9 protein-coding genes are annotated in these 12,949 nt (G+C 53.6%); 7 read left to right on the top strand and 2 right to left on the bottom strand.

The window, feature by feature from the left end; all coding sequences use genetic code 11:
- Positions 1–211 precede the first annotated feature (211 nt).
- On the bottom strand, positions 212–346 hold the full coding sequence (locus tag XX99_RS28465; RefSeq protein ID WP_260315146.1) for a hypothetical protein: 135 nt from the start codon (positions 344–346) through the stop codon (positions 212–214).
- Positions 347–710: 364 nt separating this feature from the next.
- Here XX99_RS28465 and XX99_RS24085 point away from each other — a divergent pair, with 364 nt between their 5' ends.
- Together XX99_RS24085 and XX99_RS24080 are read left to right on the top strand one after the other, a co-directional pair.
- Entirely contained in the window at positions 711–947 is a 237-nt protein-coding gene (locus XX99_RS24085) for a hypothetical protein (protein ID WP_050061974.1), read from the top strand.
- Between the two features lie 321 nt (positions 948–1,268).
- Positions 1,269–2,291: a lactonase family protein gene (locus XX99_RS24080; RefSeq protein WP_050062390.1), complete on the top strand. Its 1,023-nt coding sequence runs from the start codon at positions 1,269–1,271 to the stop codon at positions 2,289–2,291.
- A gap of 264 nt (positions 2,292–2,555) precedes the next feature.
- On the opposite strand, the gene XX99_RS24075 is transcribed toward XX99_RS24080, so the two are convergent.
- The gene (locus XX99_RS24075; RefSeq protein WP_050061973.1) at positions 2,556–3,161 is read right to left on the bottom strand and encodes a winged helix-turn-helix domain-containing protein; all 606 of its coding nucleotides are present in this window, start codon (positions 3,159–3,161) and stop codon (positions 2,556–2,558) included.
- A gap of 334 nt (positions 3,162–3,495) precedes the next feature.
- On the opposite strand from XX99_RS24075, the gene XX99_RS24070 reads away from it, so the two are divergent.
- The 5 genes from XX99_RS24070 to XX99_RS24035 all read left to right on the top strand — a co-directional run bounded on the left by XX99_RS24070 (position 3,496) and on the right by XX99_RS24035 (position 12,949).
- Positions 3,496–3,867, top strand: coding sequence for a hypothetical protein (locus XX99_RS24070; RefSeq protein ID WP_050061972.1), 372 nt, complete (start codon positions 3,496–3,498; stop codon positions 3,865–3,867).
- Positions 3,868–4,228: 361 nt separating this feature from the next.
- Positions 4,229–6,130, top strand: a complete 1,902-nt coding sequence (locus XX99_RS24065) for a sigma-54 interaction domain-containing protein (RefSeq protein ID WP_050061971.1) — start codon at positions 4,229–4,231, stop codon at positions 6,128–6,130.
- Positions 6,131–8,010: 1,880 nt separating this feature from the next.
- Entirely contained in the window at positions 8,011–11,175 is a 3,165-nt protein-coding gene (locus tag XX99_RS24045; RefSeq protein ID WP_050061967.1) for an efflux RND transporter permease subunit, read from the top strand.
- A gap of 11 nt (positions 11,176–11,186) precedes the next feature.
- Entirely contained in the window at positions 11,187–11,600 is a 414-nt protein-coding gene (locus XX99_RS24040; RefSeq protein ID WP_050061966.1) for a FixH family protein, read from the top strand.
- A gap of 5 nt (positions 11,601–11,605) precedes the next feature.
- Entirely contained in the window at positions 11,606–12,949 is a 1,344-nt protein-coding gene (locus XX99_RS24035) for a TolC family protein (protein WP_082125922.1), read from the top strand.

Here is a 12,949-nt window from a genome sequence, read left to right as displayed (position 1 = left end):
GAATCATTCAGCGGGACGACCTAGATTCAGTGTGCCCTTAGATCCAATTCGAGTGTCAGTGTCAGACCGTACTGTAGCGTTAGAGTCAGACGCTTCCAAAAGGTTACATATCTGTACGGGACCTGATTCTAGAATTGCTCGCCCATAGTTTGCTTGGTTTGTTGACTAAGAATCATCTGCGGAAACAGGAGGTCCATCGTCAGTGCTCGATCTAAGGCGAAGCTTTAGTGGGAATGACTTCACGGTCAAGGTTCAGAGCATCGACCTTTTCTTCGTCGAGCAGGCGCTTCAGTTCGGCTGGCAGTGCTCCCGTGAATGCCTGATAAATGTCGAACAGGTCATCCACAAGACAACCGCATTCACCCGGTGCTCGAAGGCAGCGGCCCGCGGCGCAAGGTTTCCGATGGCGATTACGTCGTATTATTTGCCGCAAAGTATAAGGCGCCTGAAGCCGAGACCGCATCGATTTTGCTCCTCTCTACCGTTTGCCTGTTGGTGACAGTGCCTCTCACAATCGCACTCGACAGGTGAGGAATTGCGGAGCCAGTTGGCTAGACACAAATTCGTCATTGGTCTGCATGTCGATTACCGCAATACAGCAAGGTATCTTTGATGCGTTCTTACGCTCTGTTGAGAGGTCATCCAGAAAGCCGCACACGTTCGAATACCTCTCCTCTTGTTCGACACTCGGGTAATGAGAGTTGTCGAACATGGACAAAGAACTGAAGCATTGCTTCGAAGCTCCGTTCTATATACTCGGTCCTCTCGTCACGTCGGTGCAGCTGGTAGAGGTCTGTCAGAAACACCGACATCTGATGTTCCGCCACCCAATCGAAGCGGGGCTGGAAATCCGTTTCGCTGCCACCCACTGGGACGAAGTGGATCCCTTTGCCTACATCCCTCAAATTAGGACGCAGATTCCCAGGGCGGAATACGGAAGCTCATGACTTTTATCAGCATTTCGGCTGCTGAACATCAGAAAAATTTCTGATGCTCAGAAGACGCACCAGCCGCAAAGTTATGTAAATGCGGCGTGGACGGTCTGGCATTTAAAATGCCTACCTGATGGTCGCGTTGCTTGGCTTCGGGTCATGGATCACCCTTGATCTACGGACATGAGTGTCACAGCGCTATCTGAGTCTCACAGGGAGCTAGTTGGAATGATTAGGTCGAATCGTTGTCTGCTGATAATCATGATGGGCATTGGCATTGCGTCGCCAATTCTCGCTAACGCGCAATTCAGGAATAGTTCCGGAGCAGTGTTCGTGATGACGAACAGCGCAGAGAAGAACGAGGTGATTGCTTATGCGCGCGCTGAAAACGGAACGCTCGAGGGCGAAGAGCGATATGAGACCGGTGGCAGAGGAACCGGTGGTGTCACCGATCCCCTGGAGGCTCAGGGTTCTCTGACTCTCAGTCAAGACAAGTCTCTTCTGTTCGCAGTCAATGCAGGCAGCGGAAATGTATCCGTCTTCAGCGTCAATGGTCCTCATCTGGCTCTGATCAATAGAGTGGCGTCGGGCGGCAGTCAGCCCGTTGCTGTCGCTGAACATCGGGACCTCGTCTACGTTCTCAATTCGGGCGGGGCGGGAAATGTCGTTGGGTTCACGCTGGATTTCGGTGGCCAACTCAAGCAGATCGAAAACTCAACCGCATTCCTTACGGCAAATGTCACGGGCGGCGCATCTCTGGCGTTCAGTCCTGATGGTCAGTTCCTCGCTGTCACCGAGCGCCTATCAAATAACATCGACGTGTTTCACGTACTGCCTAATGGCACACTAGCGCCGATCGTGGTGAACCCAAGTCCTAACCCGGGAGCATTCTCGGTCTCCTTTGCTCCTAATGGTGCCGCTATCGTTTCTGATACCGGGCCTGCTGGCGCAACCAACGGATCAACGATTTCCTCTTACTCGATTCAGGCGAACGGTCAGCTCTCTCCGATCGGCCAGACGCTGCCAACCTTCGGCTCGGCGAATTGCTGGAATGTCATTACACCGGACGGTAGCCGGGTATACGTCTCCAATGCTGGAAGCGCGACCATCTCTGGATTTACGATCGCGAAAAACGGCGCTCTGACTCCGCTGTCTGGAACAGTTGTCGGCAACAATCCGAGCGGCAGCACAAATCTGGATATTACCGTCAGCGCTGATGGTAAATATCTTTACACACTGAATTCTGCCACCGGTACGATCGGCTCGTTTGCCATTCAGCAGGACGGCAGCCTCACCAACCTCGGAGAGGTCGGTGACTTCCCCAAGTCGTCCGGCATGAACGGCATCGCAGCCCTCTAAGATAATCGGCGTGTGGGTCACAGCTTAATGCCGTGACCCACACACCATTTCCTTTGGCCATCCTCGAATCGAACGGGTAACGAGACCCGGCCGACAATAGAAAAGATAAATGCTCAATAAGCGCGGCATACTTCTCGCCTTGCGACCACGAGGAGCCATTCGCATATCCCAAATCGGCCAGGCGGTCAGCGAGTTCGCTTGGTTGCAGCGATAGGCAGGTTGACGAGACGAGGTTGGTGGCCTTGGTACAGAAAACTGGGCCCCTCAGCGCCGCCGTACGGTAACTATACAACTGACACAAAAGATCGGGCAGGACAGGAGAAAGACTTCGTTTGCCGAAAGCCTCATCGCACCCTGGTAACGCCCGAAGACCAGCATTCCCGCGGCGGCGATGAGAACCAGTGCGGCGACAAAGGTCCATTTCCACATATGACGCTTCGGCGCAGATTTCTCATCCAGGAGCCCCTCCGTCTCCTGACGCCCGCCGCTGGCATGTGAATTGTCTTTGATCCTGCCGTCAGTAATCTTCTCTACCGGAACCATGAGGCGATAGCCCCGTCGTGCAAGAGTTTCGATGTATTTCGGCCTACTGGCGGAGTCACCGAGTGTTCGCCGGAGCGTCCTCACAGCTGCGTTGATGGAGTGATCAAAATCGACTGCCGTATCGTCGGACCAAAGCTTACGCCTTATCTCTTCACGGCTGGCAATGTCGCCTGCGAGTTCAATGAGCATTCGCAGGATTCGGAATGACTGTTCCGGCAGGAGAACTCTTCGGTTCTCGTGTTCAGGCTCGTCGGAAAATAGTTCTCCGCTCCTGGTATCAAGTTCAAAGGCGCCAAACCGCACTCGGATTGGCTGAGGATCATTCATCGGATGTTCACGTCTCGCTGCTCAGGTCTACTACCAGTAGTAATTTAGCGCTGGTGCAGGACCGCGCTATTACCTTTATATCCGACCCAATTGACATCAAGCCAATTAGAATCACATGTTTATAGCAATTTACCCAAGCTTTACCCTGAAATGACCTCCATTGCATTTATTTCGGAAGCTCGTTCAGTTCATCTTGAGTTGCAACGCAAGGTAACTGCGAACGCGGGGCTCGGCAGACTTCTTTGCAGTTCCTAGGGCTTTAACGAAATCTAACGAACTCGCGAGCTAACGGGTTGCTCTGCTTGGATATTGGGATATAGGATGAAAATCAGGTATGCGCTTTTTCCGCCAATTCGGTGTACTGTTCCTTCTGCTGGTAACCGGTGTAGCCCCAATGATGGCCTGCATGGTTCCTAATGCGGAAATGAGCACTCAAGAGCGTGCTTGCTGCCGCACGATGAAGAACCAGTGCGGACAGATGGAGATGCCGGCGTCGCATGGCTGCTGCCAGAAGACTATGCAGAACATTCACGATAATGCGCTGGATACGAAGGCTGTTGCGTTCCACCCGGTCGTGGTGCCTGTCATCTGGTTGGCTGCTTTCGAGCTCGTGAATCCAACCTCCGCCGCCATTGGATGGGTTGAAGACTCCGACTACTCGCCGCCGAAGTGCCCGCCTTCGACTATTTCCATCCTAAGAATTTAGCAGTCTCCTTTCTCTCGCTTCGTTTGGCTGAGCGTATGCGCTTTTGCACGTCCGCATTCGCCACCGATATGAACCGTTTCTGAGATTGAAGGGTTTGCGCCGAGTCTTTCACTCGGTTGCCGAAGCTCTTGTTCTCGTCGGTCTAGTGTCGGTTCTGTGGGATGCCGGTACAGGCTCTGACTTGGTGAGGCAGACGGCTGAGCCGCCGTCGGAGGCATACTCACCTCGGCCTTTCAGGTATTGACATTGATTTCTGTCTTCTTCTCACGAAGAGGGAGACCTGCACTGAATGCGTTCGTTTTGAGAGATGAGGACTTTACCTCAATCAACAGCATTCAGTTGCTCATTAGGAGATTGCACCATGACAACTAATTCCACCGCAACCGATCGCGGACGTGCCGTAGATGAACTTCGGCGAAGCCGGGCATATCTGGCAGAGGCGCAAAAGCTCAGTCACACAGGCAGCTTCGGTTGGACTATCTCGGAGGAAGAGATTTTCTGGTCAGAGGAAACCTTCCGGATCTTTGAATATGACCTTGCGGTAAAACCTACCGTGAGCCTGATATTGCAACGCACTCATCCTGATGATCGGGATTTCGTGCAGAAGACTATTGATCTGGCGTCGAGCGGGAGGACTACCTTCGATGTTGAACATCGTTTGCTGATGCCCGATGGCACTGTGAAATATGTTCACGTCGTGGCAAATGCGGTTCAAGACGGTCGAGGTGACCTTGAGTATATCGGCGCGGTGACGGATATTACCAAAACTCGTCACGCGGAATTGCAATTGCGGCAAAGCGAACAAAGTTTACGGCTTACACTCGAAGTTTTGCCAGGACTGGTATGGACGATGCTTCCCAATGGAACAGTCGATTTTTGCAATGAGCAGATATTAAGTTATTGCGGCAAGACTCTCGATCAACTGCAAGACCTGACCTGCGTGTGGCATCCGGATGAAATAGAAGAAAAAGTTGGACAATTGAGGCGTTTTCTGGCCTCAGGTACTCCAAATGAGGATGAGTTTCGACTTCTCCGGCATGACGGAATTTATCGTTGGCACCAGTGTCGTGTCCGACCGCTTCGAGATGAGGCTGGCGAAATTATTCGTTGGTATGGTTTGCTCTGGGACATCGATGAGCGTAAACAGGCTGAAGAAGAACGAGGGAAGGCTTTTGACGAAGTCAGGAAACTCCGCGATCAGTTGTACCAGGAGAATTTGGTCCTGAAGGAAGAGGTCGATCAGGCGTCGATGTTTGAGGAAATTGTTGGCTGTTCAGATGCGCTTCGCCAGGTTCTCGTACAGGTAACAAAAGTAGCGCCAACTGACTCTACTGTTCTTATTACCGGCGAAACAGGCACAGGAAAAGAGTTAATTGCCAGAGCTATTCACAATCGTTCGCGCCGTTCGGATCGCCCTTTCTTGCGTGTAAATTGCGCAGCGATTCCACAATCGTTGATTGCTTCGGAACTCTTCGGACACGAAAAGGGTGCTTTCACCGGTGCGACGCAACGGCGTCTGGGGCGATTTGAGTTAGCCAATGGTGGGACAATTCTTCTCGATGAAGTGGGTGATCTTCCGCCAGAAACGCAAGTCGCCTTATTGCGTGTACTTCAAGAACGAGAGATCGAACGTGTTGGTGGAAGTCAATTGATTCCGGTTGATGTCCGAGTCCTGGCCGCTACAAATCGTAATGTTAGTGCTCTTATCGAAGCTGGTAGTTTTCGCCAGGATCTTTTCTATCGATTGAATGTCTTTCCAATCCATGTGCCTTCATTGCGCGAGCGCGTCGATGACATTCCGTTGCTCGTTGAGTACCTCATCGAGCGATATGCAAAGAATGCCGGAAAAGAAATCAAAAGCATAAGCAGGAAAACAATGGATCTGTTTCAAAGTTACGATTGGCCAGGAAATATTCGTGAACTACAGAACGTGATTGAACGAGCCGTTGTATTGAGCAATGACAATACCTTTCGTGTGGACGAGCGTTGGCTAAGGAGATTCGACAGCGTGAATTCTCCATTTGACCAATCTGGACGACGGCTTGAGACGCAACATCAACTGGCACGAGTTGCTCCCCAAAAAGGGATCGGGCGCATTGACGCGCATCGGCAGAAAGAACTCATTGAAACCGCATTAGCTAAGAGTGGAGGAAGGGTCGCTGGAGTCCACGGTGCGGCCGCCATACTAGGCATTCCGCGACAGACGTTGGATTCTAAAATCGTCAGTCTTGGGATCGTCAAGGATCGGTTCAAATCTTCGTAAACTACAGATATTCAGATATCGCGATTCCTGGTAACGCTTTCGCAGGGAAGCACTCGCGGAACGAGACCAGCCAGCACGTTCAGATCAATCCAGGTCTGCAGTGCTTGAACCAGAAATATTTCGACGCTTCGCGAACGATCTATCGAGCTGTGACCTGATGGCTGCATCAGCCCTCGTGCCCTTCGCTGAACGCCTTCTGCTGGTGTCAAGCCCCCCGGTCTGGAATAGTAAGCTAACGCCCTCACCGGCATTTCAGCAGACGAGAATCAGAAAAAATTCTGACTCTCGGCACTAATACGTGCCGCGAAGCTAGGTAAATGCAGTACTTTCCATTTGGCGTCCTAAGTGCATATCTATTTGTTGTGACATTCAAGATCGCTCGATGCTCTGAAAACGGGACAACAATATTAAGTTTGAGCGGTCGCATTCGGTCTGTCGACCTTCGGGAGATCAGGAACCAAATGAATGTGCCCAGTGATCGCTTCGCATTTGATCTTAAGGAAGTGACGCTTGTGGATTCCGATACGGTGCGCTTTCTAGGATTGTGCGAGTTAGAAGGTGTAGGGCTTATGAATTGTGCGCTTTACATTCGCGAGTGGATCTCGCGAGAGCGAAATACGAGGAAATTGTGTGAGTGAGACGAGAAGCGCGAATTTGAGTGAAGCTATCGCCGTAATCTCCGTATCTGATGAGAGTCATCTGGGCAGCGCTCAACGCACGATCGCCTGGTCCAGCTTCTTCTTTGCGCTCCTGCAAAGCGTGTGCACATTCTTTGCAACTGTCAACGGTCTCCGTCTTGTGATCGGGATGGGTTCCCTCGTCGTCAGCGCCGGAGTCAGAACTGAAATAGGTTGGTGGCATCAAAACTCGGTTCGACTATCGATGTTGGGGCTTGCACTCCTCGGTTCTTTATTGAACCTGGCGGTTCTCATGCAGGTTCGGCATCTTCGCAATCGTCCGGCTTCGCGGTGGCGTCAAAGGCCATTGAGTCCACACGAGATTCGTATGGAGCGAGTACAGCTAGTTCTGTCACTCGCTACTCTGATTCTCATCGGGAGCGAAGAGTACCTGCATCTTCATATGCACGGTCATTTGTAGGATGAACTCCTGGTACATTGTCTTGCTTAACAGAGATTGCTGATCTTCAGCAGACTGCGACAAGGCTTCAACATGGGCGAAGGGTCAACATTGAGGTAACGAGAAGTGATAGCCAATCGCACAGATGTCTTTCTGCCAAAGAGCTGTAACCTTTTGAGAATTCGTCAATCTAATATGTCGAGGACGCATATCATTAGTCCCATGAAGGCGTTTTACCAAGTCGCCGCCGTAGCCGTGCTCCTGCTGTTTGTTGGGGTATCGGGGGCGGACTGTTTGGTTCCGAACGCGCGGATGAGTGATGCGGAGAAGACATGCTGCCAACAGATGGCAGGTCAGTGCGATATGAGCATGGCGGCCAAGCATCCGTGTTGCCAGACGAGCGTACAGCGTCATGATGACGCGGACACGAACGATCTATCGCACTTCGCTGCTGCTCCACTGTTTCCCCAGGTAGCAATACTGGGGGCAGGTCTTTCTCCTGACGTATCGGTGTCGCAGGTTGCTCTCCCCGATCTACTGGGGCAGCCACCGCACGCCCCCCCGACGCCGTCCGTTGAAATCCTAAGAATCTGATTTAGCTCTCGTTTCCTGCGAAGACGCATGCGTGTGTCTTCGTGTCTCCGGCCTGGACTTATGCGGAAGAGACGAGAGCTGCGCCTTTCGCGGTAAGTGTTTTGCTTACTGCGGAGCTCCTGACTTCTGGGAGCAATAGGCGACTAGCCCAATCTTCCAGCCTATGTCCAGACCGCAAGTTTCATGAACGGCGCTGAGGGAGATTTGCCATGATCGACCGTCTTATCGAATTCTCACTAAAAAACAAATTCATCGTCGTCATGCTCTGGATTGGCATCGCGGGCTGGGGCTTGTGGGCGATGCTTCGTGCCCCTATCGATGCGATTCCCGACCTGAGCGATAACCAGGTAATCGTCTTCACCGATTGGCAGGGTCGCAGCCCGCAGGAGGTGGAGGACCAGATCACATATCCGCTGACGGTCAATCTGCAAGGACTGCCGGGTGTTAAGGTGGTGCGCTCCTCGTCGGCGTTCGGCTTCTCGATGATCTTCGTCATCTTCAACGACGATGTCGATCTTTACTTTGCACGCACGCGGGTACTGGAGCGCCTCAATCTTGTCACGAAACAGCTTCCCGCCGGCGTCGTTCCAACGCTTGGACCGGATGCGACAGGAGTGGGCCACGTCTTCTGGTACACGGTGGAGGGCGGAGGAAAGAATCTGCGTGACCTGCGCTCGCTGCAGGACTGGTATGTGCGCTACCAACTTAACTCAGTCCCAGGCGTTGCCGAGGTAGCGAGCATCGGCGGTACGGTGCAGCAATACCAGATCGATGTCGATCCTAACCGTCTACGCACTTACGGGATTCCTCTCAGCATGGTGATGCGCGCTGTGATGGCAAGCAACTCGAACGTGGGCGGCAATGTCATCTCCGAGAACGGATCGTGGTCGATTGTCCGCGGGCTTGGCCTGATTGAGAGCCTCGATGACATCCGCAACATCGTTGTCGGTTCGCATAATGGCACCGCCGTCTTCGTGAAGGATCTAGGCGATGTTAAGATCGGTGACGCATTCCGCACTGCCGCGCTGGTGAAGAACGGCTCCGAGGCAGTTGGGGGAGTGATCGTCGCGCGAACGGGTGAAAACACGAAGGATGTCATCGACCGCGTAAAGCAAAAGATCAAAGAGATAGAGCCTGGCCTGCCGCCAGGCGTGCATATCGTTTCGTTCTATGACCGATCACAGCTGATCGAGGCCACGGTCGATACGCTTCGTCACTCGTTGATCGAAGAGGTCATCCTGGTCACGCTCGCGCATGTCATCTTCCTGATGCACTTCCGCAGCATTCTGGTTGTCACCGTACCGTTGCCGCTTGCCGTGCTCTGCTCCTTCCTACTGATGCACTACGCGCATGTGACCTCGAATGTAATGTCGCTTGCGGGCATAGCCATCGCAATTGGAGTACTGGTCGATGCGGGCATCGTTGTGACTGAAAATGCATTCCGGCACCTGGAAGGGGTAGATACGAACGATAGGAAGCTTGTCTTTGAAACAGTCATGAAGGCCACAAAGCTGGTTGGCCGCCCGACGTTCTTCTCGATGGCGATTATCATCCTTGCGTTTGTCCCGGTCTTCGCGCTTACCGGACAGGAAGGAAAGCTCTTTCATCCACTCGCATTCGCGAAGACCTTTGCCATGGTGAGCGCGACAGCCATTGCGCTGACGCTGGTGCCTATTCTTTGCATACTCCTGCTCCGCGGTAAGTTTCATTCGGAAGACCAGAACCCTGTCATGCGGTTTTTGCAGCGTCTCTATCGGCCAGCCTTGTCCTGGGCTTTGGATCACCGCGCCATCACACTTGGCATAGCTGTTGCCTTCCTCGGTGGTGCCATAGTTCTGGCTTCCGGTATAGGCAGCGAATTCATGCCACCACTCAATGAAGGCGACATTATGTTTATGCCTATCGCAGACGCAAGCATCTCGCTTTCGCAAAACATTGACTACGCGAAGCGGCAGGACAAAGTGCTGGAGAGCTTTCCCGAAGTCGCCTATGTCGCGGCCAAGATAGCACGCGCGGATACCTCGACCGATCCGGCTGGGCTGAACATGACAGAGACCATCGTGCATCTCAAGCCACACGACCAGTGGCGACCGGGCATGACACTTCCTAAGCTCAAGAGCGAGATGGATCGAGCTGTCTCTTTACCAGGTGTGGCCAACGTCTGGACTCAGCCGATCATCAATCGCATCGATATGCTGACGACAGGTATCCGGTCGGAGATAGGCGTCAAAGTCTTTGGGGCCGATCTGACAGAACTCGAAGGGAAGGCTCGCGAGATCGCCGATGCCGTGCGGACGGTGAAAGGCGCCAGCGATATCTATCCAGAGCAGGTGACCGGCGGCTTGTACCTCGACATCAAACCGAACCGCGAGGCGGCGGCACGCTACGGTATCGACGTTGGCGAGATTCAGAATGTCATCGAGACGGCCATCGGTGAGAACAATCTAACTACCACGATCGAAGGGCGGCAGCGGTTCCCGGTGCGTGTTCGCTACGCACCCGAGTTTCGGAGCGATCCCGCAGATATTGCCAACGTTTTTGTGACAGGAGCAAATGGAGCACAGATTCCACTGGGACAAGTTGCGGATATCCGTCAGGTAGCCGGACCAGCCCAGATCAACAGCGAAAATGGGCTGCTGGAAGTTTCGGTGTTGATGAATGCGCGTGGCCGGGACGCCGGCAGCGTCATTGCCGATGCTGACAAAGCCATCCGTGCAAAAGTGAAGTTGCCTGCCGGCTACTACTACAGCTGGAGCGGGCAGTTCGAGAATGAAGTCCGAGCGAAGAAGAGATTGCAGCTCGTAGTGCCGATCGCCATCGGCATCATCTATATCCTTCTTTATCTGACCTACCGCTCTTTTCTCGAAGCCGCGCACGTTTTGCTTGCCGTGCCGTTTGCTCTCAGTGGGGGACTCTACCTGCTCTGGCTGCTGCACTATAACTTCTCCGTCGCGGTCTGGGTCGGGTTCATCGCACTCTTCGGTACGGCGGTGCAGACAACTGTCGTCATGGTGATCTATCTCGAAGAGGCGGTGGAGAGAGCAAGACTCAAGCACGGTGTGCTGACCCTCGCGCACTTACGCGAAGCGGTCATGGAGGGCGCACTTCTCCGTCTTCGTCCGAAGTTTATGACGGTATCTACAATCGTCGCGGGCCTGCTGCCCATCTTCTGGAGCACGCGCGTTGGCTCCGAGGTAGTCCGTCCGTTGGCAACGCCTGTACTTGGCGGCATGGTTAGCTCTCTTGTCCATGTCCTGATCGTCACTCCGGTCATCTTCTTGTGGCTCCGGGAACGTGAACTGCGCCAAAGCAAACGTCAGGCTGAAGAGATGCAACCAGCGCAAGCCACTCCAGCATTTCCAACCTCACTCTAAGGAGAAGTTTTATGAAGACTTTCTATGCGATCTTATTGACGTTCATTGTTGCTCTGGCTGGCTGTAACGGCAACAAAGTCAATCTTTCCTCTCTGAAGCCCGCCGCTACCCGGACCGTCGGGAAACTCACCATCGTGCTCCTGAACAAGAGCGGCGAGCTGATGCAGGGGCAGAATGAATTCGTCATCCAGTTCAAGGATGACCAGGGACAGCCCGCCGATGTCGGCGATGTGCAACTCGGCTCGAACATGTCCATGCCCGGCATGAGTCCAATGTCGGGCGATGCCGAGATCACGCCCGCTGGCCAAACGGGGGTCTACAAGGTGACCTCGAACTTCGCCATGAGCGGCGCCTGGCACTTCACCCTCTCCTGGAGCGGGCCATACGGCCAGGGTCACACAACTTTCAACAACAACGTGAGGTAGGGAATATGAAACGACTGCTATTTACTTATCGACCGTGGTTATTGATGACGGTGGTGTTGGCAGGCTCTCTATCACTCTCTGCGCAGAGTGTTCTGCCTCCAGACATCGCGTCTCGCCCCGCGAGTGATTTTCTCGATCTTCAGCAGGGGGTCACCGAGTCGGAACTTGTCACGCGGGCTCTGGCATCCAATCCCACGTTGCTGGCGCAACGTCAGCAGATCGCTATGGCGAAAGGTGACGTTGTGCAGGCGAATTTGCGTAAGAACCCATCGCTTACGCTTGGTGGGCTCAAGGAAGTGAACGGCGGAGATAACAGCTTTAACGTCGGCGGCATGTTGCCGTTGGAACTCTACGGACGACGTGCCCGCCGCACGGAAGTCGCGCAGAGCAAGGAGGACGCCACGCAGCAGAGTGTGGCCGATCAGGAGCGCCTGCTCACGGGAGAGGTGCGAACTCGTTTTGGAGAGGCACTCGCCTCCATTCGTAATCTGATGTTTGTCGAGCAGCTTCTTCAGGTGAATCAGGACTTCCTGAAACTCATGGAAGATCGCGTGCGTGAAGGTGCCACTCCGCCGCTCGATGCAGACGAAACGCGTGTCGAAGTGAACCGCATCGAAACCTTGCGCATTGACTATCAGGCCAAGACAGAGATTGCGTTGCTTGCTCTTAAGGAAGCTGTGGGCATAGATCCGGAGGAGTCCATCCGATTGAAAGGGGCACTGGAACTCGCACCTCTCACCTATGACCAAAAGCTGCTTCTCCAGTTGGCGATGGATCATCGACCTGACTTGGCATTTCAACGAGCGAACGAGGCTCTGGCTAACGCAGAGCTTCGTCTAGATAAGACAACGGCAAAGCCAGACGCCAGTATATTCGGCGGTTATCAGCGCCCGGATAGCGGTTTTTCGCAGCAAGGATTCGATGCGGCGGGAAACCTTACTCCGATACGTCAGACATTCAACTATGCTACCTTCGGACTCAACATCGATCTGCCGCTCTTCAATCGCAATCAAGGCGCTGTCGTGTCGGACACAGCGGCGATTCAGGCGGCACGCAGTCAGGTCGCGGCGGTCAACCTGAGTCTTCGGCATGAGGTCTCACAAAATCTCGTCCGGCTCAATGGCGCTCAGACTCGGGTTATGGTCTACCGGAGTGGTGTCCGCGACCAGGCAAATCACAACCTGGACGTCGTTCGACAGACCTACAGCTACGGTCGCACTACCCTACTCGATGTCATCGCAGAACAGCGCCGTTACATCGATATCGAAACCGGATATACGGATATCTTGCTCGACGCGTATGCGGCGCGCATTGCCCTCGAACAAGCTGTCGGAACCAACCTGCCCTGA

It is taken from the genome of Silvibacterium bohemicum, assembly GCF_001006305.1.
Taxonomy (GTDB): domain Bacteria; phylum Acidobacteriota; class Terriglobia; order Terriglobales; family Acidobacteriaceae; genus Silvibacterium; species Silvibacterium bohemicum.
This window is presented reverse-complemented; position numbering and strand designations above follow the sequence as displayed.

Excerpts from the sequence above, each read along its gene's own strand:
- XX99_RS24085 (WP_050061974.1), top strand. The coding sequence starts at position 711 with ATGGACAAAGAACTGAAGCATTGCTTCGAAGCTCCGTTCTATATACTC.
- XX99_RS24080 (WP_050062390.1), top strand. The coding sequence starts at position 1,269 with ATGACGAACAGCGCAGAGAAGAACGAGGTGATTGCTTATGCGCGCGCT.
- XX99_RS24075 (WP_050061973.1), bottom strand. The coding sequence starts at position 3,161 with ATGAATGATCCTCAGCCAATCCGAGTGCGGTTTGGCGCCTTTGAACTT.
- XX99_RS24070 (WP_050061972.1), top strand. The coding sequence starts at position 3,496 with ATGCGCTTTTTCCGCCAATTCGGTGTACTGTTCCTTCTGCTGGTAACC.
- XX99_RS24065 (WP_050061971.1), top strand. The coding sequence starts at position 4,229 with ATGACAACTAATTCCACCGCAACCGATCGCGGACGTGCCGTAGATGAA.
- XX99_RS24045 (WP_050061967.1), top strand. The coding sequence starts at position 8,011 with ATGATCGACCGTCTTATCGAATTCTCACTAAAAAACAAATTCATCGTC.
- XX99_RS24040 (WP_050061966.1), top strand. The coding sequence starts at position 11,187 with ATGAAGACTTTCTATGCGATCTTATTGACGTTCATTGTTGCTCTGGCT.
- XX99_RS24035 (WP_082125922.1), top strand. The coding sequence starts at position 11,606 with ATGAAACGACTGCTATTTACTTATCGACCGTGGTTATTGATGACGGTG.